Raw genomic sequence first — 22,170 nt, 5'->3', positions numbered from 1 at the left:
CATGGAGACTCGGGGGAAGAACCGCTGATGAGGCGCAGGGACCAGGCCGGGGACGAGGCGTTCACGGAGTTCGCAGCCGCGTCGCGGGCGCGGCTGCGCCGGACGGCCTACCTGCTGTGCGGCGACTGGGACCGCGCGTCCGACCACGTCCAGGAGGGCCTGGTCCGCGTGTACGTCGCGTGGCCGCGGCTGGTGCGCAACGGCGGCGAGCTCGCCTACGCCCGCAAGGCCGTCGTCAGCGCGTTCCTGGACTCGGCCCGGCGCCGCTCCAGCACCGAGCTGCCGGTTGCCGAGCACCACGAGGGCGCGACGCCCGACGACGTGGCGGGCGCGGTCGCCGACCGGGCCGCCCTGATGGCCGCGCTCGCGCGGCTGCCCGAGCGGCAGCGGGCCTGCGTGGTGCTGCGGTACTTCGAGGACCTCGACGTCCACGCCACGGCGATCGCCCTCGGGTGCAGCGAGGGCACGGTCAAGAGCCAGACGTCCCGGGCGCTCAGCAGTCTCCGGTCCATGTTCGAGGCGGCGGCCCGCGACGAGCTCGCGGTCGCCGGAGAGAGGAGCCTGCCGTGGTGAACGAGCTGCGCACCCTGCTGCGGGAGAACGTCGAGCACGCCCCCGAGGACCACGCCGACCTCGGCGAGGTGCTCCGCCTCGGCCGGTCCCGCGTACGCCGCCGGCGGACCCTCGTCGGCTCCGGCGCCGTGTCGGCGATCGCCGTCGCGGGCGTCGTGACCGCGCTGGCGCTCGGCGGTCCCGGCACGGACCACGCCGCCGGTCCGGCGTCGCGGCCGGCCCCGGACGCGCCGACGACCAGCCTCGCCGACGCCACCCCGGCCGTGGCCGGACGCGACTACACCGAGCTGGCGTCGTACACCAACGACAACCTCGACGCCGACAACGGGCAGTACTTCGACGGGGTCACCGACGACGGGCTCGTCCTCTTCCGCGACGGGCCGCGGGCCGACCAGCTGCGGCCGCGCTTCGCGCTGCTCGACCCGGCGACGGGGACCAAGGACTGGCTGCCGGACCTGCACATCGGCCAGACCCAGACCTGGCCGGTCGAGCTCGGGTCCGACCGCCTCGCCCTCGTGGGCGCGGCCGGCAGTCAGGCCTCGACGCTGACGGCCTACGTCTTCGACCGCAGCTCCCGCACGTGGTCGGCGGTGACCTGGCCCGGCCTGCCGGCGGTGGGCTTCCCCGGATCGGCCCAGGTCGGCCCCGACGGGCGCCTGTACGTCGGCACGCCGGCCACGCAGGGCAAGATCCCCCCGGGCGGCTGGCCGACCCAGCCGGGCGGCGACGCCGAGGACGCCGACGCCCAGGGCGACTCGTTCGAGCTGTGGTCGGTCTCGCTGACCGAGGGCTCCGACGCCCGCGACGAGGGCCTGCGCTTCGGCGAGCTGGCCTTCACCCCGCACTCGATGGTGTGGACCGACCGCAGCAACGGCGACGCCGGGCAGGTGCACGTGCGCGACCTCGCGACCGGCGAGGAGCACGCGTTCGACCCCCACTCCGGCGACCGGTGCAACCTGCTGGGCTTCGGGGCGACCGACGACCGGGTCGTGCTGAGCCAGTACTGCGGCACCTACGGCGACGTCCGCGACGACCGGGTCCAGGTGCTGACGACCGACGGCGACCAGGTCGTCACGATCCAGGACAGCAGCAGCGACGGCATGCTCGCCGGGGCCGGCGGTGACGGCAGCCTCGTCGAGGTCTCGGCGTACGAGCCGGGCCGGGCGGGGACCTACCTCTACGACCTCGCGACCGATCGGCTGCTGCGGATCAGCGACGGGATGTCGCACTGGGGCAACGGCGGCCCGACGCCGGACGGCACGTTCCTGTGGAGCACCCCGACCAACCACGGCCACGGCCAGGTGCAGCACGTCGGACGGCTGACCCCCTGAAAATGACACCGACCCGTCGTCAGCTGACGACGGGTCGGTGCGGTGTCGCGTCAGGACGCGACGGGTGGATCAGTGGCCGTGGCCGTGCCCGTGGCCGGCGCCCGCGGGGGCGTCGTCCTCGTCCTCGGGCTTCTCCACGATCAGCGTCTCGGTCGTCAGCAGCATGGCCGCGATCGAGGTGGCGTTGACCAGCGCGGAGCGGGTGACCTTGACCGGGTCCAGGACGCCCTGGGCGACCAGGTCGCCGTACTCCTCGGTGGCGGCGTTGTAGCCGTTGCCGATGCCGAGCTCGCGGACCTTGGAGGTGACGACGTAGCCGTTGACGCCGCCGTTCTCGGCGATCCAGCGCAGCGGCTCGTCGGCGGCCTTGCGCACGATGCGCACGCCCGCCGCCTCGTCGCCGGTGAGGCCGAGGTCGCCGTCGAGGACGGAGACCGCGTGGATGAGCGCGGAGCCACCGCCGGGGACGATGCCCTCCTCGATCGCGGCGCGCGTCGCGGAGACGGCGTCCTCGATGCGGTGCTTCTTCTCCTTCAGCTCCACCTCGGTGGCGGCGCCGACCTTGATCACGCACACGCCGCCGGCCAGCTTCGCGAGGCGCTCCTGGAGCTTCTCGCGGTCCCAGTCGGAGTCGGTGTTCTCGATCTCGGCCTTGATCTGGTTGACGCGACCCTCGACCGCGGCGGCGTCACCGGCACCGTCGATGATCGTGGTGTTGTCCTTGGTGATCACGACGCGGCGGGCCTGGCCCAGCACCTCGAGACCGACCTGGTCGAGCTTGAGGCCGACCTCGGGGGCGATGACCTGACCACCGGTCAGGGTCGCGATGTCCTGCATCATCGCCTTGCGGCGGTCACCGAACGCCGGAGCCTTGACGGCGACCGCGTTGAACGTGCCGCGGATCTTGTTCACGACCAGGGTCGAGAGGGCCTCGCCCTCGACGTCCTCGGAGAGGATGAAGAGCGGCTTGCCGGCGGCGATGACCTTCTCGAGCAGCGGCAGCAGGTCGGAGATCGCGGAGATCTTGCCCTGGTGCAGCAGGATGTAGGGGTCGTCGAGGACGGCCTCCATGCGCTCGGGGTCGGTGACGAAGTACGCCGAGATGTAGCCCTTGTCGAACTGCATGCCCTCGGTGAACTCCAGCTCGGTGCCCATGGTGTTGGACTCCTCGACCGTGATCACGCCGTCCTTGCCGACCTTGTCGAAGGCCTCGGCGAGCAGGTCGCCGATGACGCTGTCGCGGCTGGAGATCGTGGCCACGGAGGCCATGTCCTCGCGGGACTCGACCTCGCGGGCCGCCTCGCGCAGCGCGTCGCCGACGGCCTCGGCCGCGGCGTCCATGCCCCGCTTGAGACCCATCGGGTTGAAGCCGGCGGCCACGGCGCGCAGGCCCTCGTGGACCATCGCCTGGGCCAGCACGGTGGCGGTGGTGGTGCCGTCACCCGCGACGTCGTTGGTCTTGGTGGCGACCTCCTTGGTGAGCTGCGCACCGAGGTTCTCGAACGGGTCGTCCAGCTCGATCTCCCGCGCGACGGTCACACCGTCGTTGGTGATCGTGGGGGCGCCCCACTTCTTGTCGAGGACGACGTAGCGGCCCTTGGGGCCGAGCGTCACCTTGACGGCGTTGGCGAGCTTGTCCACGCCGCGCTCGAGCGAGCGGCGGGCGTTCTCGTCGAACTCCAGGATCTTGGGCATTGGTCTCCTCTAGAAACGAGTTCGGGTCGTGCCGCCCAGGGTGCGCAGGAGCGCACCGTGGGCAGCACGACCCGGTGAAATCAGGAAACGACGGCGAGGACGTCGCGGGCGCTCAGGATGAGGTACTCGGCGCCGGCGTACTTGACCTCGGTGCCGCCGTACTTGCTGTAGATGACCTTGTCGCCGACGTTGACGTCCAGCGGGACGCGGTTGCCGTTGTCGTCGATGCGACCCGGACCGATGGCCAGGACCTCGCCCTCCTGGGGCTTCTCCTTGGCGGTGTCCGGGATGACCAGGCCGGAGGCCGTGGTCTGCTCGGCGTCGAGGGGCTTCACGACGAGGCGGTCCTCGAGGGGCTTGATGTTGACCGACACGATGTCGACCTCCACTTTCTCCACTTGTCTGACTCTGGGGTGAAGGCGCGGGACGCGCCTCCGGACGTTGGGGCCTGCTGGGAAGGGCGCCGTCGCGGGGGTCGCTCTTCGTCGCAAGCACTGGCACCCTCATGGCGAGAGTGCCAGATCAGACGTTAGCACTCGCCCCAGCGGAGTGCCAGAGAAGCCCACCTGAACGTTCGCCCAACGCTCTGCGAGGATCGCCTCGTGGACCTCGACGACTTCCGGTGGCTGCTGACCGACGACGGCCAGCAGCTGCTCGCCCGCGCCGCCGACGCCCCGGCCGACCCGCTGCACGCCCAGACCCAGCTCCGTCGTACGGCGGATCCGGGGCACGTCGCCGCGGCGCTCACCCAGGTCGGGCTGCGCCGCAGGGCGGAGGCGAAGTTCGGCGACCTCGCGGCGCGGATGTACTTCACGCCGGACGGCCTCGAGCAGGCGACCCGGCTCCCCGTCGCCACGCACCGCTCCGCCCGGTTGCAGGCCGCGCAGATGGAGACGCTGGTCGACCTGGGCTGCGGCATCGGCGGTGACCTCATCACGTCCGCCCGCGCCGGCCTGACCTGCGCCGGCGTCGACCTCGACCCCGTGCGGGTGGCCGTCGCCGAGGCCAACCTGGCCGCCCTCGACCTGCCGGGCGCGGTCATGGTCGCCGACGCCACCGGGGTCGACCACTCCCCCTTCGACGTGGCCTTCGCCGACCCGGCGCGACGCACCGGCCGCGGCCGCACGTTCGACGTCGAGGACTGGACCCCGCCGTGGCCGTTCGTCGAGGGCCTGCTGCGCCGCGACGCGTGCGTCAAGGTCGCCCCGGGAATCCCGCACGCGATCATCCCGGCCGGGGTCGAGGCCGAGTGGGTCAGCGACCACGGCGAGGTCAAGGAGGCCGCGCTCTGGTCGGGCCGGCTGGCCACCACCGAGCGCCGGGCCACCGTCATCGGCGACGGCGGGCTGGCCACCCTCACCGAGGAGGACGACCCGGGCGCCGGCGTCGTACCGGTCGGTCGATTCCTCTACGAGCCCGACGGCGCGGTGATCCGGGCCGGCCTGGTCACCGCCGTCGCCGCCGGGGTGCGGGGCGGCCTGGTCGACGCCCACATCGCCTACGTCACCTCCGACGAGGCGATGCGGACCCCCTTCGCCCGCGGCTACGAGGTGCTCGAGGAGCTGCCCTACCGCGAGAAGGCCCTGCGCGCGGCCCTTCGGGAGCGCAACGTCGGCGCCCTGACCATCAAGAAGCGCGGCGTCGAGGTCGTGCCCGAGCAGCTGCGCAAGCGCCTCGACCTCTCCGGGGACGAGACCGCCACGGTCGTGCTCACCCGGGTCGCCGGGAGCGGCACGGCCCTCCTCGTCCGACCCTTCTGACGGCTACGCCGAGGCCAGCAGCAGCCGGGCCATCGGGTGGCCGCGGACCCGGCCCGCGAGGGTGTCCCAGGTCAGCTCCATGACCGTGGACGGGGCGGCGCGACGCGTGAGCATCCGGGTCATCCACTCCCGCACCTCGAGCATGATCGTGTCGTCCCCGGTCACCAGCGCCGCGCCCAGGCAGCCGACCAGGTGGTCGACGTTGCTCTCGTAGTCGGTCCACCAGTCCGGGGTGCCGCCCTCGTCCCCGACGCGGCGGCGTACCTGCCGGACGACGTACGCCGCCAGCTCGGGCCGGGCATCCTCCAGCCAGGCGCCCTCGGCCTCGCCCGGCACCGCTTCGAGGTCGGGCAGCCGTGGGAGCCGGGCGGGGAGCCGGTCCAGCACCTCGACCACGGCCTCGATGCTGGGGGCGTGGACCGTGGCCCCGAGCGAACGCGCCCGGCGGGCGTCGAGTCCGAACGCCTGACCGCCCACGACGACGGGCACCCCGAGCGCGCGGAGGCTGACCAGCATCGACTTCTGCGTGCCGAGGGCCGAGGTGAGCGACCCGCTGAACAGGACGGCTCTCGGCCCGAGGTCGAGCACCTCGCTCAGCAGCGAGGACGGCTCGGGGTCGGCGCCGAGGTAGTGCACGCGGTGGCCCTCCATCCGCAGGCCCTCGGCCACGACGAGAGCGGGCAGGGCGTGCCGCTCGCCGGGGAGGCAGGACACCAGGAGGGCACGCCCGTCGAGGGTCGGCGGCCGCGAGGCGACCGAGGCCAGCCAGTGCACGAGGCTCTCGCTGACCGCCGTGGCCTCGTGCTCCTGGGCCACCGTCCACTCGCCCTCGAGCCACAGCTCGCCGATCCGGTGCTGGGCCTCGAGCACGAACTCGTCGAGCACCTCGCGCGGCGCGGCCCCCTCGTCGAGGGCTCGCTGGATCAAGGTGATCGCCTGGTCGCGATCACCCTCCGCGAGAGCCGTCCAGTAGGCCTCCCACCCGGACATGGCCCCACTGTGTCAGAGTCCGGACGCGCGCTCGGCCCCAATTGTGGTGTCGTCGCCATGCCCGGTGTGCACGACGGTGTCGTCGGGGAGGGCGAAGAGCCGGGCCCGGATCGACTCCTTGATGAGGTCCTCGTCGGAGAAGGACCGCCCGGTCGCCCCCGGACCGCCCTGGAAGAGGGTGTCGCCGGTGAAGACGCAGCCCAGCTCGGGGGCGTGGAAGCAGACCGCGCCCGGCGCGTGGCCGGGCGTGTGGATCACCCGCAGCTGGGTGCCGCCGACGGTCAGCTCGAAGCCGTCGGCCAGGTCGAGGTCCCACAGGTGGTCGGTGTGGGTCAACTCCCACAGCGGCCGGTCGTCGGGGTGCAGCATGATCGGCGCGACCACCCGCTCGCGCAGTGCCGGCGCGACCCGCACGTGGTCGTCGTGGGCGTGGGTGCACAGGATCGCCTTGACCGTGCGGTCGCCGACCACGTCCATGATCGCCTCGACGTCGTGCGGCGCGTCGATGACCACGCACTCCCGGTCGTCGCCGACCACCCAGATGTTGTTGTCGACCTGGTGGGTCTCGCCGTCGAGGCTGAACGTGCCGGACACGACCGCGTGGTCGACGCGGGTCACTTGAGGATCACCACGCTGCGGAGCACGTCGCCGTCGTGCATGCGGGCGAAGGCGGCCTCCACGTCGTCGATGCCGATCTCCTCGGTGACGAACGCGTCGAGGTCGAGCCGACCCTGCTGGTAGAGGTCGACGAGCATCGGGAAGTCACGGCTGGGCAGGCAGTCGCCGTACCAGCTCGACTTCAGCGACCCGCCGCGGCCGAAGACGTCGATGAGCGGGATGTCGGGCAGCGTCATGTCCGGCGTCGGGACGCCGACCAGGACGACGGTGCCGGCCAGGTCGCGGGCGTAGAACGCCTGCTTCCAGGTCTCGGGACGGCCCACGGCCTCGATGACGACGTCGGCGCCGTGGCCGCCGGTGAGCTCCTGGATCGCGGCGACCGGGTCGGTCGTCGAGGAGTCGACCGTGTGGGTCGCCCCCATCTCGGTGGCCTTGGCGAGCTTCTTGGGGTCGATGTCGACGGCGATGATCGGGCTCGCACCCGCCAGCGCCGAGCCGGCCACCGCGGCCACCCCCACGCCGCCGCAGCCGATGACGGCCACGGACTTGCCGCGCGTCACCTGGCCGGTGTTGATCGCGGCGCCGATGCCGGCCATCACGCCGCAGCCCAGCAGGCCGACGGCCGCGGCCCGGGCCGAGGGGTCGACCTTGGTGCACTGGCCGGCCGCGACCAGGGTCTTCTCGGCGAACGCGCCGATGCCCAGGGCCGGCGAGAGCTCGGTGCCGTCCTCGAGTGTCATCTTCTGCGTGGCGTTGTGGGTGGCGAAGCAGTACCACGGCTCGCCGCGGTCGCACGCCCGGCAGTCGCCGCACACGGCGCGCCAGTTGAGGACCACGAAGTCGCCCGGCGCCACGCTGGTCACGTCGTCGCCGACGGCCTCGACCACGCCCGCGGCCTCGTGGCCCAGCAGGAACGGGAAGTCGTCGTTGATGCCGCCCTCGCGGTAGTGCAGGTCGGTGTGGCAGACCCCGCAGGCCTGCACCTTCACCAACGCCTCCCCCGGGCCCGGATCGGGCACGTTGATGGTGGTGACCTCGACCGGCTGACCCTTGCCGCGCGCGACGACGGCCTTGACCTGCTGCATGCGTGCTCCCTCTCGTCGGTGGCTTCCCATGCAACCGTAGGGGCAGGGTGTGCGTGTAGGCGGGTGTGGAGGTCAGGGTGGCGGCTCGGTCCGACTTCGAGGAGTGGCTCGTCGCGCGCGAGCCGTCCCTCCAGCGGCTCGCGCTCCTGCTCACCGGCGACCCGCACTCCGCGCAGGACCTCGTGCAGACCTCGCTCGCCAAGCTCTACCTCGCCTGGGACCGGCTCGAGGACCGCGAGCACCTCGACGGCTATGCCCGCCGGGTCCTGGTCAACGAGCACCGGAGCGCCTGGCGGCGGCCGTGGCGACGGCGCGAGGTCGTCACCGCGGAGGTGCCGGACGTTCCGACGTCGTCCCGCAGCGGTCCCGACGTGCACGCCGAGGTGTGGGCGTTCGTCGCCACCCTGCCGCCGCGCCAGCGGGCCGTGCTCGTGCTGCGCTACTACGAGGAGCTCACCGAGGCCGAGACCGCCGACGTCCTGGGCATCTCGGTCGGCACCGTGAAGTCCCAGGCCAGCCGCGCCCTCGCCGCGCTGCGGTCCCGCCTCGCGGACCACCCCGAGATCACGCACCCCGGACAGGAGGAGTCATGACCGACCCCGCCGAGCGGCTGCTCACCGAGGCGCTCCACCGCCGCGCCGATCACGCGTCGTACGACGTGACGGGGGTGGGTGACGTCGCCTCCACGGCGCGCGGCATCCGGCGCCGCCAGCTGCGCAACCGGACCGTCCTGGCCGCCGCGGCCGTGCTGGTGGTGTCCGTGCCGACGGCGGTGTTCGTGCGCGGCCACGGGGCGTCACCGGCGCCCGGACCGACGGACCCAGTGCCGTCCTCGATCGACCTGCGCGACCTCGCCCGTGGCCCCGCGCCGCGGATCTCCTACGTCGAGGGGCATGACTTCATCGGGACCGACGGGTCCCGGCACCCGCTGCCGATCGCCGGCGGGATCACCGCGATCACGCCGTACCACGGGGGCTTCCTGGTCGCCGACGACCAGACGGTCGGGGCGTCGGTGGGGCTGCACCAGTACGACGGGCAGGGGCACGAGATCGCCTCGTCCTGCACCACGGGGTCACCGGTGCTGAGCCCCGACCAGCTCGACGCCGTGTGGGTGCGGTTCCCCTGCTCGGAGGCCACCGGCAGCCCCTCGAGCGTGGTCGTGCGCGGCATCGCCAGCGGCATGGGCGACGGCGAGACCAGCCAGGACACCGGCCTGTTCGCGCGAGTGGTCGGCCTGCTGGGCGAGCGGGTCGTGCTCACGGTCGACTCCGCCGACGGGGGCGCCTTCGTGACCGACCTGCAGCATCCGCCGGTGCGGATCCCCGGTCTGGCGAGTGCCGGTGGCGTGAGCCCGACGACCGGCCAGGTCGCCGGGCAGGTCGTCGGCGACACGTCGACCGCGGTGGTCGTCGACCCGGACACCGGTGCGGTGGCGTGGCGCGCGGAGCACACGGTCCTGCAGGGGTTCAGCCCGGACGGCAGGCACGTCCTCGGGCTCGTCGACCACGGCAGCGGCTTCTGCTGCCAGGCGGTGTACGACGCCGCTACCGGCCGCCCGGTCACCGACGTGGAGCGCATCCTCAACGGGATCGGGGCCACGAGCGTGCCGGTCACCTGGGAGGACGACCGCCACCTGCTCGCCCGCATCCCCGACGGCAAGCGGCTCGTGCTCGTCCGGATCGGCCTCGACGGCTCCCTCGAACGGGCCGGCACCCCCGTTCCGGCCTCCGAGCAGTTCGTGCTGGCGGCGACTCCCTGACGGGACTCACGCCGCCTCAGCCCGCCAGCACCTCGGTGACCGGCATCGACGAGTCGGCGGGCAGGTCGAGCGACGACGGCGTACGGCCACGGGCGACCATCTCCGAGCCGAGCGCGGCCACCATCGCGCCGTTGTCGGTGCACAGGCCCGGCCGCGGCACCCGCACCCGGATCCCTCGGGCGGTCGCGCGCTCCTCGGCCATCGCCCGGAGGCGGGAGTTGGCGGCGACGCCGCCGCCGATCAGGATGTCCTCGATCCCCTCGCTGACCGCGGCGTCGATCGCCTTGCGGGTCAGCACGTCGCAGACCGCCTCCTGGAACGACGCCGCGACGTCCGCCACCGGCACCGGCTCCCCCGCCCGCTCGCGCGCCTCGACCCAGCGCGCGACGGCGGTCTTGAGACCGGAGAAGGAGAAGTCGAAGCGGTGCCGCTCCAGGTCGCGGCGCGAGGTCAGCCCGCGCGGGAAGTCGATCGCCACCGAGGACCCGGACCGTGCCGAGCGGTCGATGTGCGGGCCGCCGGGGAACGGCAGGCCCAGCAGCCGGGCCACCTTGTCGAAGGCCTCACCGGCCGCGTCGTCGATGGTCGCCCCCATCGGCTGCACGCCGACCGTCACGTCCGAGACGCGCAGCAGCGAGGAGTGCCCACCGCTGACCAGCATCGCCAGGCAGGGCTCCGGCAGTGGGCCGTGCTCGAGCTGGTCGACGGCGACGTGCGAGGCGAGGTGGTTGACGCCGTAGATCGGCTTGCCGAGCCCGAGCGCCAGCGCCTTGGCCGCGGCCACCCCGACCAGCAGCGCACCGGCCAGGCCGGGACCTGACGTCACGGCGATCGCGTCGACGTCGTGCAGCCGGATGCCGGCGGTCTCGCAGGCCCGCTCGATGGTGGGGACCATCGCCTCGAGGTGCGCCCTTGAGGCCACCTCGGGTACGACGCCGCCGAACCGCGCGTGCTCCTCGACGCTGCTCGCCACGGCGTCGGCGAGCAGGGTGTGGCCGCGCACGATCCCGACGCCGGTCTCGTCGCAGGAGGTCTCGATCCCGAGCACCAGCGGTTCGTCCATGGGTGCATTGTGCCGACTTCGCCGAATCCGTTCCCAACGGCCCCCATCGGGATTAGGTTGTCCGCGTTTCTGTCGGCATCCACCTCCATCGGAGCAACTCCATGCGACTCTCGGGACACACCCGAACCCGCGCTGCCCTCGCAGCCACCGCATCCGCCGCCCTCCTCATCGGTCTCCCCGCCACCGCGGGCGCCATGACGGACGACTCGACCCTGACGCCCGCCACGCACTTCGTGATGGCGGCCGACGGCTCGAGCGGCCTGACCGCTCACGGCAAGGGCATCCCCAACATCGACTCGGTCAAGTCGACGATCCGGGCCTACTACAACGCCCCGACCGGTATCGCGAACAAGACCGACTCGCCCTACATCACCGAGATGAAGGCCATGGAGGCCGGCATCCTCGCGCAGATCCCGACCGCCCCGGCCCCCAACCTGGCCGTCGTCTTCGACGCCGACGACACCACGCTGTGGACCTACGACATGGAGGACGGGGCGATGCACTTCAACTTCGACCCGACCCTCCAGGGCACCTGGGTGCACGACGGCCTCTTCCCGGCCACGCCGGGCATGGTCGACTTCGTCAAGGCAGTCGCCGACAAGGGCTACAACGTCTACGGCCTGACCGGCCGTGGCGAGAGCCAGGAGGCCGACACGCTGGCCAACCTGTCGAAGGTCGGCTACACCGAGTTCAACGCCGACAACTTCTTCACCAAGTTCGGCAGCGCCGACACCAAGCCGGCCTACCTCGACTGCCACACCAGCGTCGACCCGGCCGACGACCCGGCCAAGTGCACGACGGTCGAGTACAAAGCCGGCACCCGCAAGCACATCGAGCAGGACCTGGGCCAGACCATCGTCCTGAACATCGGCGACCAGTGGTCCGACCTCCAGGGCGGTTACGCGCTGCACACCGTCAAGCTGCCGAACCCGACGTACTACCTGCCGAGCCCCGACATCCAGGGCGCGCCCAGCACCGACTCGCAGCTCACGCCGAAGACCGAGTTCGACATGCAGCCGGACGGCTCCAGCGGGAAGACGGTCGGTGGCGAGAACATCCCGAACATCGACTCGGTGAAGTCCACGATCCGCACCTACTACGGCGCCCCCAGCGGCCTCGCCAACGCGGACACGTCGCCGTACATCTCGGACCTGTCGAACATCGAGAACCTCTGGACGAAGCGGCTCACCAACCGCTGCGCCCGCGGGGTCGCGCACGGCACGAAGCCGGCCGTCGTCTTCGACGCCGACGACACCACGTTGTGGACCTACAACATGGAGGACGCGGCGATGCACTTCAACTTCGACCCGACCCTTCAGAACACCTGGGTCCAGGAGGGTCGCTTCCCGGCCGTCCCGGGCATGCCCGCCGTCGTCAACGCCGCCAAGGCCGCCGGCTGCAAGATCATCGGGCTCACGGGCCGCAACAACGCCCAGCGCGTCGCGACCCTCGACAACCTGGCGAAGTACTACTACGACGACAACGACAACGCGCTGTTCAAGTCGCAGTACTACTTCACGAAGTGGACCAGCACCGACACCCCGCCGGCCTACATCGACTGCGCGCAGGACTCCGACGCCACGAAGTGCTCGACCATCGAGTACAAGTCGTCGACCCGCAAGTACGTCGAGGACCACTTCGGCTTCCACATCATCGCGAACTTCGGTGACCAGTTCAGCGACCTGATCGGCCAGCACTCCGACAACGTGATCAAGCTGCCGAACCCGACGTACTACCTGCCGTAAGGCACCCCGCACCACCCAGCACCACAGCACCAGGTGACGGCGTCACCGCCCCGGTCCGAGAGCCTTCTCGAGGACCACGGCGGTGGCGCCGTCGCCGTAGTAGCGGGGCCGACGGGCCAGCTCGGCGAAGCCGCGGGCGGCGTAGAACGCCAGCGCGCCGTCGTTGTCCTCGCGCACCTCCAGCAGCAGGCGCTCCGCACCGCCCTCGCGCGCCAGGGCCACGACCGCGTCGAGCAGCTCGCTGGCCAGCCCCGTGCGTCGTACGCCGGCATCGACCGCGATCCGCTGCAGTTCCGCGACGTCCGCGACGACGCTGGCCACCGCGTGGCCGACGAGGGTGCCGTCCAGCTCGGCGACGAGGTAGTGGACGGTCGGCAGCCGGTCGTTGATCCCCTCGGCCACCAGCCCCTCGGACCAGGCGTCCGCGCCGAGGTTGTCCCGCTCGAGCTCGGCCACCGCCTCGACGTCCCGCGGCTCGGCGGGACGGATCACGAGACTCTCTTGGGCTTGCCCGGAGCGACCGCGTCGGGGCGGCGCAGGTACATCGGCTCGGGGTCGTGCAGCTCGGCGCGCTCCTCGGTCACCACGCGGGCCAGCCAGCCGGCGCTCGGCCGGGTCGGGCCCATCGGGGTCGGGAACGCCTCGGGATAGAGAAGGGCGCCCTCGCCCACGGCCGGGGCCGCGGTCGCCACGTCGGCCGGCCGCTCCACGACGGGACCGTCGATGCGCCGGCCGTCCTCGTCGTAGTGGGCGAGGTAGACCTCCTTGCGCCGGGCGTCGGTCGCGACGACGAAGTCACCGACGACCGCACCGGTGTCGGCGGCCTCGACCGCGAGCACGTCGAGCGAGCACACGCCGTAGACGGGGATCTCGAGGACGAACCCGAGGGTGCGTGCGGTGACCAGCCCGACCCGGAGGCCGGTGAACGGGCCGGGGCCGATGCCGACGGCGATCGCGGTGAGGTCCTGGCGGACGATGCCGGCGCGCTCGAGGGCGTCGGCGATGAGCGGCGCGAGCTGCTCGCCGTGCTTCATCGGCCGGTCCGAGCTGAGCTCGACCACGACGTCGTCCCCGTCGTGGAGGGCGACGCTGACCAGGGGCGTGGCGGTGTCGAAGGCGAGCAGCACGGGACGAGGCTAGCGGGAGGCTAGGCGGGCTCGGAGGCCGACTCGACCGCGATCCGCGCCAGGTGGGCGTCGATGGCTGAGAGCCCGGGGAGGTCCGAGGCGAGGTCCCACGCGGTCATCTGGTCGATCTCCTCGTGCGGGGCGAGCTCGTCCACCGCGTCGAGGGTGGTCCGGTAGAGCGCGGCGAACTGGATCGTCCGCTCGTGGCCGACCTGGACGGTCGCGACGCCCACGAAGTCCACGTCCGCTCCCGGCGCCATGCCGCTCTCCTCACGGAACTCGCGTACGGCGGCCTCGCGCGGCGTCTCCCCCGCCTCGATCTCGCCGCCGGGCAGCTCCCACTCGCGCCGCCAGGCGTTGTGGACCATGACGACCCGGCCGTCGTGCTCGGCGACCATCAGCGACAGCGGCAGCGGGATCGTCGGGTCGAGGTCGCCCAGCTCGGACTCCTCGCAGCGGAAGAAGTCGAGGAGGAGGTTCTCGTTGAGCTTCTCGGCGAGCGGCGGCCGGTGGGTGCCGGGCACCTCCATCTCGTACCAGCGTGGCCCGATCGGGGTCATCAGCACGCGGCGGGGGTCGAGGTCCTCGCCGTCCGGCTCCTCGTCGGCGAGGGCCCGGATGATCCGGATCTCCAGGCGCGACTCGGCCAGTCCCTCGGCGACGCCCTCGCCCCACTCGACCACGGTGACGACCTCGTCGAGGGAGGTGTCGAGGTCGAGGTCGTCGAGCTCGTCTATCCCGGCGAGCCGGTAGGCGTCGACGTGCACGAGCCCCGGGCCGGACTCGAGTGACGGGTGCTCACGGGCGATCACGAACGTCGGCGAGGTGACGTCGCCGCGCACGGCCAGGCCCGCGCCGATCCCTTGGGTGAACGTGGTCTTGCCCGCGCCGAGCTCGCCGCTGAGCACGATCAGATCGCCCGCCCGCAGCTGCTCGGCGAGCGCCACTCCCAGGTCGCGCATGGAGTCGGGGTCGGGCGCGTCGAAGATGAAGGTGCGCAGCGGGCGCCGGAGCTCGACGTTGGGCGGGTCGCGGTAGACCTCGCGGAAGCCCTGCCGCTCCCAGAAGCGCCGGGTCCTCGGCAGCTCCTCGCGGGTCACCACCGTCAGGTCGTCGTAGCCGTCGGCCGCGTCGACCGCCGCGTCGATGAGGACCCGGGCGATCCCGTGTCCCTGCGAGGCGGGGGTGACCCCGAAGCGGCGCAGGTACATCGTCGTGCCGACCGGGTCGAGCACCAGCGCGCCGACGTCGACGCCGCGGTGGGTGACCAGGATCCCGCCGTCCCCGGCCTCGAGCATCCGGGCCAGCGACTCCTCGGTCTCCGACAGCGCGGCGGCCGGCGGGTCGAGCGGGGGCCGGGCCGCGAAGGCCGCGCGGATGACGGCCATCAGCCGGCCGGCCGACTCGGCACCGACGCGTCGTACCTCGAGGCTCACGGCAGCTCCACGGTCGCCGCGGCCGCAGCGATGAGCTGGTCGAGGGCCGCGTCGACCTGGTCGTGGCGCTCCAGGATGACCATGTGGCCGGCGCCCTCGCACTCGAGGAGGTTCGCGCCGTCGATCATCGACTGCAGCTTGCGGCTGTGCCCGACCGAGGTGAGCCGGTCGGCGGTGCCGCAGATGATCGTCGTCGGGATCTCGCCCAGCACGTCGACGGCGTGGAACTTGTCGAGCGTGCGGAAGCTCGGGAAGAACTCCGCGACCACCTCGAAGGGCGTGGCCGAGAGCATGCCGTCGACGAACTCGACGTACGACGCCGGGACGTCGTCACCGAACGCGAACCCGTCGGTGACGACCGTGGCCACGGCCTTGCCGATCCGGCGCAGGCCGTCGACGGCGCGGTGCCCGCGGGCCAGCGTGGCGACGACCCGGTGGGTGAGCTCCCCGCCCAGCGGCACCGGGATCATCGGGAAGAGGATCCGGTGCGGGTCGAGGCCGCCGGCCGTGGTGGAGATCAGGCCGGCACCGACGATCCGGTCGCCGAACAGCTCGGGGTAGTGCTCGGCGAAGGCGATGATCGTCATGCCGCCCATCGAGTGGCCGACCAGCACGATCGGGCCCTCGGGCACGACCTCGTCGATGACGCGCTTGAGGTCGTGGGCGAGCTGGTCGATGGTGGCGTGGCCGAGCGTCGAGCGGCCGGAGCGGCCGTGCGAGCGCTGGTCGTAGAAGACGGTCCGGACCAGCCCGCGGTAGGCGGCGCGCTGGAAGTGCCAGCAGTCCAGGTTGAGGGCGTAGCCGTGGCAGAACACGACCGTCAGCCGCGCCTGCGCGGGCTCACCGCGGCGCGGGGTGGCGCCACTGTCGTCGCACTCGTCCACCTCGACGTGCAGCGGGACGCCGTCGTCGGCCACAACAGTGCGCGGCTTGGAGCGCAGGCTCCCGAACTCGAAGGTCTCCCCCGCACCGCGGCGCGCGATGACCCGGCGCTGCCGGGCGACCCCGACGGCGGTGCCGGCGGCCGCGACGCCGAACGCGCCCGCGGCCACCCCCAGGATCCTGCGCCTGACGCTCATGCGGGTTCCTCCTGGTCGACGTAGGTGCGGGTCATCCGGCCTCCGATGCGGGTGACGATCTCGTAGGAGATCGTGCCGCAGGCCTCGGCCCAGTCCTGGGCGGTGGGCTCGCCGGCGCGACCGGTGCCGAAGAGGACGACGTCCTGCCCGGCCGGGGGCAGCTCGCCCCCGAGGTCGACGACGAACTGGTCCATGCAGATGCGGCCGCGGACCGGGCGGCGCTTGCCGGCCACCCAGGTCTCGGCGACGTTGCTGGCGTGGCGCGGGACGCCGTCGCCGTAGCCGACCGGCACCAGGCCGACGGTGGTGGGGTGGTCGGCGACCCACGTGTGGCCGTAGGAGACGCCGGTGCCGGTGGCGACGTCCTTGACCATCGCGAGCCGCGCGCGCACGGTCATCGCGGGGACGAGGCCGAGGTCGGGGGTGTGCCCGGGTGCGGGGTCCAGGCCGTAGGACGCGAGCCCGCACCGGACCAGGTCGAAGCGTGCCGAGGGCCGCAGCAGGGCGCCCGCGGAGTTGGACAGGTGGCGCACCTCGGGCCGCAGGCCGGCCTCGTCGGCGACCGCCAGCGCGTCGCGGAAGGCTCGCTCCTGGGCCTCGTTGGCGGGGTGCTCGGGCTCGTCGCTGCACGCGAAGTGGGACCAGATGCCGGTGACGGTCCAGATCCGGGCGTCCTCGCCCGCGCGGGCCTCGGCGACGACGTCGGCCCACCGGTCGGCGGGCGCCCCACCGCGGGACAGGCCGGTGTCGACCTTGAGCTGGACCCGGGCCGGCCGGCCGACGGCGACCACAGCCATCCGGATCTCGTCGAGCTCGGCGACGGAGTAGGCGGTCACGTCGATGTCCGCATCGATCGCGGCGGCGTAGTCCTCGCCCGGCACCCCCAGCCAGCACAGCACCGGACCGGTGTCACCGGCGGCGCGCAGCGCCAGGGCCTCGTCGATCGTCGCGACGCCGAGCCAGTCGGCGCCGCCCTGCCGGGCCGCAGCCGCCACCTGCGCCATGCCGTGGCCGTAGCCGTCGGCCTTCACCACGGTCATCATCGCGACCCCGGTGGCCGCCTTGAGCGTCGCCACGTTGTGCCGCACCGCCGCCAGGTCGACGACGATCTCGGCGCGTGCGGGGGTCATAGCGGTCGATTCTCCCATCCGCCCGATCCGGCCCCGATCAGGTCTCGCACCACGTGCGGCACCCACCGCGCCACGTCGCCCGCGACGAGCGGTCCGCCGCCCGAGGCCAGGGTCGCGGCGGCGCCGTGCAGCCAGGAGCCGACCGACGCGGCGTCGTACGGCGTGAGGCCGGCGGCGAGCAGCGCGCCGATGAGCCCGCCGAGCACGTCGCCGGCGCCGGCGGTGGCGAGCCAGGGCAGGCCGGTCGTGGTCACGCGGACCCGGCCGGCGGGAGTGGCGACGAGCGTGTGGCGGCCCTTGAGCAGCACCACGGCGTCGTACCGCTCGGCAGCGCGGCGGGCGTGCTCGAGCGGGGCGGCCTCGATGGCGGCACGGTCGGCGCCGGTCATCGCGGCCAGCTCGCCGGCGTGCGGGGTCAGGATCGCCGGGACGCCGAGCGGACCGTCGACGTGGGCGAGGGCATCGGCGTCGACGACGAGGGGTACGCCGTCCTGGCGTGCTGCTGCGAGGGCGTCGCCGGCTCTCTCGCCGCCGCCCGACCCGACGACCCAAGCCTGGACGCGCCCCTCCCCCACGACCTCGGGGTGCGCCTCGCGGACCCGGTCGGCGACCTCGCCGACGTAGCGGACCATGCCGCAGAGCCCGGTCGAGGCGCCTGCGACGCTGAGCAGCCCGGCGCCCGGGTAGGCGGCCGAGCCGGCGCGGATCCCCACCACGCCGCGGGTGTACTTGTGCGCGTCCGGATCGGGGCGCGGGATCAGCCGGGCGACGTCGGCGGCCTGCAGCGCCTCGACCGGCGCCTCGGGCAGGTCGAGGCCGATGTCGACGAGGTGGACCGCGCCGCACGCCCGGCTGGCCGGGTCGACGAGGTGCGCGACCTTGTGCGTCCCGAACGTGACCGTGACCGCCGCCTCGACGTGCGGCCCGTCGAGCTCGCCGGTGTCGACGTCGACCCCCGACGGCACGTCCACCGCGACGACCGGGACCCCCGCACACGCGGCCAGCGCCTCGACCGCGTCGGGCCGGAGCCCGGGCCGTCCGCCGATCCCGACGATCCCGTCCACCACCACCTCGGGTCGGCGTCCTTCGCGGCGTGTGCCTGAGGACGCACCAGAGCGCGTCGTGGGGCACACGAGGCGACCGCCGGCGGCCCGGAACGCCACCAGGCCGGCCTCGTGGACCCGCTCGGCGAGGAGCACCGCGTCGACGGCGGCGCCCCGCCGGGCCAGCAGCGCGCCGGCGTACAGCGCATCGCCGCCGTTGTCGCCCGACCCGACGAGCAGCCGCACCCGTCGGCCGTACGCCGATCCCAGCAGGTCGATCACCGCGTAGGCCAGCCCGGCCGCGGCCCGCTGCATCAGCGCGCCCTCCGGCAGCTCGGCCAGCAGCGCGGCCTCCGCTGCCCGGACCTGCTCGACGGTGTGCGCGCTCCTCACCCCCTCAAGTTATCGGGTCGTGTGCCTGACGACGCGCCCCGGCGCGTCCTGGGGCACACGAGGCACCGGGCCTGTGGAGAACGGATGAGCGACCCAAGAGATCGGGGAAGGCGTCCGGCCATGGAAGAACTCTCCGAGCTCGTCCGTCGCCAGGCAGGGATGGTGGCGCGCCGTCAGCTCCTCACGTACGGCGTCGACGCCGACCGTGTCCGCAACCGGGTCCGGTCGGGGCACTGGGTCGAGGTGACCCCACGCGTGCTGAGCACCACCACGGGCCCACCCAGCTGGGAGCAGTGGCTGTGGCTGGCCGTGCTGCACGCCGGTCCCCGCAGCCTGCTCGGTGGTCTCACCGCTGCGGGAGTCCACGGCCTCCGGGGCTGGCCCCGTCCCGAGGTCACCGTCCTGGTCGACGACGAGCTCGCGTTCGAGCCGGTCCCCGGTATCGACTTCTTCCGCTCTCGACGCTCCTTCGAGCTGCTCCACGATCCAGGTGCCACGCTTCCCGTGTGCAGGATCGAACCCGCCGTCCTGATGTACGCGGCGTACGACGCACCCATCCGCGCGGCCCACGGGATCCTGGCAGCCGCCGTGCAGCAGCGGGTTACGACTGCGACACGCCTGCTGCGGTGGGTTGATCTGCTGCGACCCCTCCGGCGAGCGCCCGACTTCCGGGTCACCCTCAGGGACATCGGGGGCGGCGCGCACTCGGGCGCCGAGCTCGACGTGCACCGGATGTGCCGACGATTCGGGCTGTCGCTCCCCGCGCGTCAGCGTGCTCGCACGGACAGGAGCGGCAGGCGGCGCTGGACGGACTGCGAGTGGGACCTCCCCGACGGGACGACCTTGGTCCTGGAGGTCGACGGCGGCTTCCACACCGAGGTCATGCAGTGGGGCGAGGACCTCAAGCGGGCCCGCCGGATCACGACCCGGCAGCGGATCGTGGTGCGGTGCACGGCGTACGAGCTGCGACACGAGCCGGGCGAGGTGGCCGCCGACCTCGTGGCCCTCGGAGTCCGGGCGCGTGTGCCTGACGACGCGGCATAGCGCGTCCTGAGGCACACGGCGCGGGCAAAGCGGTCACGACTCGAGGACCACCATCGCCGACGCGATGCCGGCGTCGTGCGACAGCGACAGGTGCACCGAGACGACGCCCAGCTCGGACGCCCGGGCGAGGACGGTCCCCCGCAGCTCGAAGCGCGGCCGCCCCGACGACTCCGAGACCACCTCGGCGTCGTGCCAGGCCATGCCGGTGGGGGCGCCGAGGGCCTTGGCCAGCGCCTCCTTCGCCGCGAAGCGCGCGGCCAGGGACGCGATCGGGCGCTCCCGCTCGGCGGGGGTGAACAACCGGTCGCGGAGGCCGGGGGTGCGGGCCAGCGACGCCTCGAACCGACCCAGGTCGGCCACGTCGATGCCGACGCCGATGACGGGCACGTCTACTCCACCGTGACGGACTTGGCGAGGTTGCGGGGCTGGTCGACGTCGTGGCCCATCGCGGTGGCCAGCTCGCAGGCGAACAGCTGGAGAGGTACGACGGCCACCAGCGGCTGCAGCAGCACGGGCACCTTCGGCAGCCGGATCAGCACGTCGGCGTACGGCCCGATGGCGTCGTCGCCCTCCTCGACCAGGCAGATCGTCCGGGCACCGCGCGCCCGCACCTCCTGGATGCCGCTGATCATCTTGTCCCGGAGCTGGTCCCGGCCCTGGGGAGGCACCACGCAGAGGACCGGCAGGCCGTCCTCGATCAGGGCGATCGGACCGTGCTTGAGCTCGCCGGCGGCGAAGCCCTCGGCGTGGATGTAGGCCAGCTCCTTGAGCTTGAGCGCGCCCTCGAGGGCGACCGGGTAGCCCGCGTGCCGGCCGAGGAACAGCACCGACCGCGTCTCGGTGTGCTGGCGGGCCAGCTCGTAGACGGCCTCGGCGCCGTCGAGCACCTGCTGGACCTGGTCCGGCACGCGGTCGAGCTGGTCGAGGATCTCGGCGATCTCGTCGCCGTAGCGGGTGCCCTTGACCTGCGCGAGGTAGAGGGCGAGCAGGTAGCAGGCGACCAGCTGGGTCAGGAAGCCCTTGGTCGAGGCGACGCCGATCTCCGGGCCGGCGTGGGTGTAGATCACTGCATCGGACTCCCGCGGGATCGTCGAGCCGTTGGTGTTGCAGATCGCCAGCACCCGCGAGCGCTGGAGCCGCGCGTGCCGGATCGCCTGCAGGGTGTCGGCGGTCTCGCCGGACTGGCTGATGGCGACGACCAGCGTGGACGCGGTGAGGATCGGGTCGCGGTAGCGGAACTCCGAGGCCAGCTCGACCTCGACCGGGATCCGGGTCCAGTGCTCGATGGCGTACTTCGCGACCATGCCGGCGTAGAACGAGGTGCCGCAGGCGATGATGATGACCTTGTCGACGTCGCGCAGGTCCTGGTCGGACAGCCGCATCTCGTCGAGGTGCAAAAGCCCGGCAGCGTCCCGGCGCCCCAGCAGCGAGTCGGCGACCGCCCGCGGCTGCTCGTGGATCTCCTTGCGCATGAACCAGTCGTGGCCGTCCTTCTCGGCGGCCGACAGGTCCCAGTCGACGTGGTAGCGGCGGCCCTCGGCCGGGGTGCCGTCGAAGCCGGTCACCGCCACGCCCTCGCGGCGGATCGTGACGACCTGGTCCTGGCCGAGCTCGAGCGCCTCGCGGGTGTGCTCGATGAAGGCGGCGACGTCGGAGCCGAGGAAGTTCTCCCCCTCACCGATCCCGACGACCAGCGGCGAGTTGCGGCGGGCCGCCACCACGCAGGAGGGGTCCTCGGCGTCGACCGCCACCAGCGTGAAGGCGCCCTCGAGCACCCGGCAGACGTTCTGCATGGCCGTGGTCAGGTCGTGCCCGGCGCCGAGCTCGATCTCGAGCAGGTGCGCGGCGACCTCGGTGTCGGTCTCGGACTCCAGCTCGTGCCCCGCGTCCTCGAGGCCGGTGCGCAGCACGTCGAAGTTCTCGATGATCCCGTTGTGCACCAGCGCCAGCCGGCCGGTCCGGCCGAGGTGGGGGTGCGCGTTCACGTCGTTGGGCGCGCCGTGGGTGGCCCAGCGGGTGTGGCCGATGCCGGTCGTGGACTCCGGGAGCGGGCTGTCCACGATGGCCTTCTCGAGGTTGGCCAGCTTGCCGGCGCGCTTGGCCGAGGCGATCGAGCCGCCGTCGACGAGGGCGATGCCCGCGGAGTCGTAGCCGCGGTACTCCAGCCGTCGCAGGCCCTCCACCACGACGTCCTGCGCCTGCTTCTCACCGACGTAGCCCACGATTCCGCACATGGTCGCGAGTGTATCGACGCCGGACCGGACGCCGTCCGGCCCGCAGCGGCTGCAACAATCTCCCG

At 72.8% G+C, this 22,170-nt stretch carries 21 protein-coding genes; 7 read left to right on the top strand and 14 right to left on the bottom strand.

Going from position 1 to position 22,170, the window contains the following annotated elements; all coding sequences use genetic code 11:
• The first annotated feature begins 27 nt into the window (after positions 1 to 27).
• Entirely contained in the window at positions 28 to 573 is a 546-nt protein-coding gene (locus EJF31_RS20400) for a SigE family RNA polymerase sigma factor (RefSeq protein WP_125039028.1), read from the top strand.
• On the top strand, positions 567 to 1,904 hold the full coding sequence (locus tag EJF31_RS20395; protein WP_125039027.1) for a hypothetical protein: 1,338 nt from the start codon (positions 567 to 569) through the stop codon (positions 1,902 to 1,904). Before EJF31_RS20400 ends, EJF31_RS20395 begins: the two co-directional genes overlap by 7 nt.
• A 69-nt stretch (positions 1,905 to 1,973) precedes the next feature.
• Here the strand turns inward: EJF31_RS20395 and groL are convergent, their stop codons facing one another.
• Together groL and groES are read right to left on the bottom strand one after the other, a co-directional pair.
• A complete protein-coding gene (gene groL, locus EJF31_RS20390) occupies positions 1,974 to 3,599 on the bottom strand; it encodes a chaperonin GroEL (protein ID WP_125039026.1) in 1,626 nt (541 codons plus the stop codon).
• Positions 3,600 to 3,679: 80 nt separating this feature from the next.
• On the bottom strand, positions 3,680 to 3,973 hold the full coding sequence (gene groES, locus EJF31_RS20385) for a co-chaperone GroES (RefSeq protein WP_125039210.1): 294 nt from the start codon (positions 3,971 to 3,973) through the stop codon (positions 3,680 to 3,682).
• A 228-nt stretch (positions 3,974 to 4,201) separates the two neighbouring features.
• On the opposite strand from groES, the gene EJF31_RS20380 reads away from it, so the two are divergent.
• On the top strand, positions 4,202 to 5,359 hold the full coding sequence (locus EJF31_RS20380) for a class I SAM-dependent methyltransferase (protein WP_125039025.1): 1,158 nt from the start codon (positions 4,202 to 4,204) through the stop codon (positions 5,357 to 5,359).
• 3 nt (positions 5,360 to 5,362) lie between these two features.
• On the opposite strand, the gene EJF31_RS20375 is transcribed toward EJF31_RS20380, so the two are convergent.
• The 3 genes from EJF31_RS20375 to EJF31_RS20365 are packed head-to-tail and all read right to left on the bottom strand — an operon-like array spanning position 5,363 to position 8,052.
• The gene (locus EJF31_RS20375) at positions 5,363 to 6,349 is read right to left on the bottom strand and encodes a B12-binding domain-containing protein (RefSeq protein WP_125039024.1); all 987 of its coding nucleotides are present in this window, start codon (positions 6,347 to 6,349) and stop codon (positions 5,363 to 5,365) included.
• Between the two features lie 12 nt (positions 6,350 to 6,361).
• Positions 6,362 to 6,967 carry an MBL fold metallo-hydrolase gene (locus tag EJF31_RS20370; protein ID WP_125039023.1) on the bottom strand — a complete coding sequence of 202 codons (606 nt, stop codon included), beginning with the start codon at positions 6,965 to 6,967 and terminating at the stop codon, positions 6,362 to 6,364.
• Positions 6,964 to 8,052, bottom strand: coding sequence for an S-(hydroxymethyl)mycothiol dehydrogenase (locus EJF31_RS20365; RefSeq protein WP_125039022.1), 1,089 nt, complete (start codon positions 8,050 to 8,052; stop codon positions 6,964 to 6,966). The genes EJF31_RS20370 and EJF31_RS20365 overlap by 4 nt, the downstream gene beginning before the upstream one ends.
• A gap of 77 nt (positions 8,053 to 8,129) precedes the next feature.
• Between EJF31_RS20365 and EJF31_RS20360 the strand changes: the two genes are divergently transcribed.
• Together EJF31_RS20360 and EJF31_RS20355 are read left to right on the top strand one after the other, a co-directional pair.
• Entirely contained in the window at positions 8,130 to 8,645 is a 516-nt protein-coding gene (locus EJF31_RS20360; RefSeq protein WP_125039021.1) for a SigE family RNA polymerase sigma factor, read from the top strand.
• Positions 8,642 to 9,811 carry a hypothetical protein gene (locus EJF31_RS20355; protein WP_125039020.1) on the top strand — a complete coding sequence of 390 codons (1,170 nt, stop codon included), beginning with the start codon at positions 8,642 to 8,644 and terminating at the stop codon, positions 9,809 to 9,811. The genes EJF31_RS20360 and EJF31_RS20355 overlap by 4 nt, the downstream gene beginning before the upstream one ends.
• A 16-nt stretch (positions 9,812 to 9,827) precedes the next feature.
• Here EJF31_RS20355 and tsaD read toward each other — a convergent pair whose 3' ends face one another.
• Positions 9,828 to 10,874: a tRNA (adenosine(37)-N6)-threonylcarbamoyltransferase complex transferase subunit TsaD gene (tsaD, locus tag EJF31_RS20350; protein ID WP_125039019.1), complete on the bottom strand. Its 1,047-nt coding sequence runs from the start codon at positions 10,872 to 10,874 to the stop codon at positions 9,828 to 9,830.
• Between the two features lie 101 nt (positions 10,875 to 10,975).
• On the opposite strand from tsaD, the gene EJF31_RS20345 reads away from it, so the two are divergent.
• Entirely contained in the window at positions 10,976 to 12,619 is a 1,644-nt protein-coding gene (locus EJF31_RS20345) for an HAD family acid phosphatase (protein WP_125039018.1), read from the top strand.
• A 42-nt stretch (positions 12,620 to 12,661) separates the two neighbouring features.
• On the opposite strand, the gene rimI is transcribed toward EJF31_RS20345, so the two are convergent.
• Genes rimI through EJF31_RS20315 form a run of 6 tightly spaced genes read right to left on the bottom strand, consistent with a single transcriptional unit; the run spans position 12,662 to position 18,827 of the window.
• The gene (gene rimI, locus EJF31_RS20340) at positions 12,662 to 13,111 is read right to left on the bottom strand and encodes a ribosomal protein S18-alanine N-acetyltransferase (protein ID WP_125039017.1); all 450 of its coding nucleotides are present in this window, start codon (positions 13,109 to 13,111) and stop codon (positions 12,662 to 12,664) included.
• Positions 13,108 to 13,746: a tRNA (adenosine(37)-N6)-threonylcarbamoyltransferase complex dimerization subunit type 1 TsaB gene (tsaB, locus tag EJF31_RS20335; protein WP_125039016.1), complete on the bottom strand. Its 639-nt coding sequence runs from the start codon at positions 13,744 to 13,746 to the stop codon at positions 13,108 to 13,110. Before tsaB ends, rimI begins: the two co-directional genes overlap by 4 nt.
• A gap of 20 nt (positions 13,747 to 13,766) precedes the next feature.
• Positions 13,767 to 15,182, bottom strand: coding sequence for a tRNA (adenosine(37)-N6)-threonylcarbamoyltransferase complex ATPase subunit type 1 TsaE (gene tsaE, locus EJF31_RS21990; protein ID WP_185736362.1), 1,416 nt, complete (start codon positions 15,180 to 15,182; stop codon positions 13,767 to 13,769).
• Positions 15,179 to 16,261, bottom strand: coding sequence for an alpha/beta fold hydrolase (locus EJF31_RS20325; RefSeq protein ID WP_125039015.1), 1,083 nt, complete (start codon positions 16,259 to 16,261; stop codon positions 15,179 to 15,181). Before EJF31_RS20325 ends, tsaE begins: the two co-directional genes overlap by 4 nt.
• Positions 16,258 to 17,391 (bottom strand): alanine racemase, encoded by a 1,134-nt coding sequence (alr, locus tag EJF31_RS20320; protein ID WP_125039014.1) that lies wholly within the window; start codon positions 17,389 to 17,391, stop codon positions 16,258 to 16,260. Before alr ends, EJF31_RS20325 begins: the two co-directional genes overlap by 4 nt.
• A complete protein-coding gene (locus tag EJF31_RS20315; RefSeq protein ID WP_125039013.1) occupies positions 17,388 to 18,827 on the bottom strand; it encodes an NAD(P)H-hydrate dehydratase in 1,440 nt (479 codons plus the stop codon). The genes alr and EJF31_RS20315 overlap by 4 nt, the downstream gene beginning before the upstream one ends.
• Before the next feature lie 120 nt (positions 18,828 to 18,947).
• Between EJF31_RS20315 and EJF31_RS20310 the strand changes: the two genes are divergently transcribed.
• Positions 18,948 to 19,871, top strand: coding sequence for a hypothetical protein (locus EJF31_RS20310; protein WP_125039012.1), 924 nt, complete (start codon positions 18,948 to 18,950; stop codon positions 19,869 to 19,871).
• 33 nt (positions 19,872 to 19,904) lie between these two features.
• Here EJF31_RS20310 and EJF31_RS20305 read toward each other — a convergent pair whose 3' ends face one another.
• Both EJF31_RS20305 and glmS read right to left on the bottom strand, forming a co-directional pair.
• Complete coding sequence (locus tag EJF31_RS20305; RefSeq protein WP_125039011.1) at positions 19,905 to 20,258, bottom strand: holo-ACP synthase; 354 nt, start codon at positions 20,256 to 20,258, stop codon at positions 19,905 to 19,907.
• Positions 20,259 to 20,260: 2 nt separating this feature from the next.
• Positions 20,261 to 22,105, bottom strand: a complete 1,845-nt coding sequence (gene glmS, locus EJF31_RS20300; RefSeq protein ID WP_125039010.1) for a glutamine--fructose-6-phosphate transaminase (isomerizing) — start codon at positions 22,103 to 22,105, stop codon at positions 20,261 to 20,263.
• Positions 22,106 to 22,170: the final 65 nt, after the last annotated feature.

Source organism: Nocardioides sp. LS1, assembly GCF_003865225.1.
GTDB classification, from domain to species: domain Bacteria; phylum Actinomycetota; class Actinomycetes; order Propionibacteriales; family Nocardioidaceae; genus Nocardioides; species Nocardioides ginsengisegetis.
Note: the sequence above shows the minus strand (reverse complement) of the source record. Positions and strands in the feature narration are given on the sequence as shown.

What these genes read in the sequence shown, in the direction of transcription:
- tsaD (WP_125039019.1), bottom strand. Translation starts at nt 10,874, where the DNA reads ATGGACGAACCGCTGGTGCTCGGGATCGAGACCTCCTGCGACGAGACC.
- alr (WP_125039014.1), bottom strand. Translation starts at nt 17,391, where the DNA reads ATGACCCCCGCACGCGCCGAGATCGTCGTCGACCTGGCGGCGGTGCGG.
- EJF31_RS20365 (WP_125039022.1), bottom strand. Translation starts at nt 8,052, where the DNA reads ATGCAGCAGGTCAAGGCCGTCGTCGCGCGCGGCAAGGGTCAGCCGGTC.
- EJF31_RS20375 (WP_125039024.1), bottom strand. Translation starts at nt 6,349, where the DNA reads ATGTCCGGGTGGGAGGCCTACTGGACGGCTCTCGCGGAGGGTGATCGC.
- EJF31_RS20355 (WP_125039020.1), top strand. Translation starts at nt 8,642, where the DNA reads ATGACCGACCCCGCCGAGCGGCTGCTCACCGAGGCGCTCCACCGCCGC.
- EJF31_RS20400 (WP_125039028.1), top strand. Translation starts at nt 28, where the DNA reads ATGAGGCGCAGGGACCAGGCCGGGGACGAGGCGTTCACGGAGTTCGCA.
- EJF31_RS20325 (WP_125039015.1), bottom strand. Translation starts at nt 16,261, where the DNA reads ATGAGCGTCAGGCGCAGGATCCTGGGGGTGGCCGCGGGCGCGTTCGGC.
- EJF31_RS20310 (WP_125039012.1), top strand. Translation starts at nt 18,948, where the DNA reads ATGGAAGAACTCTCCGAGCTCGTCCGTCGCCAGGCAGGGATGGTGGCG.
- glmS (WP_125039010.1), bottom strand. Translation starts at nt 22,105, where the DNA reads ATGTGCGGAATCGTGGGCTACGTCGGTGAGAAGCAGGCGCAGGACGTC.
- EJF31_RS20345 (WP_125039018.1), top strand. Translation starts at nt 10,976, where the DNA reads ATGCGACTCTCGGGACACACCCGAACCCGCGCTGCCCTCGCAGCCACC.
- groL (WP_125039026.1), bottom strand. Translation starts at nt 3,599, where the DNA reads ATGCCCAAGATCCTGGAGTTCGACGAGAACGCCCGCCGCTCGCTCGAG.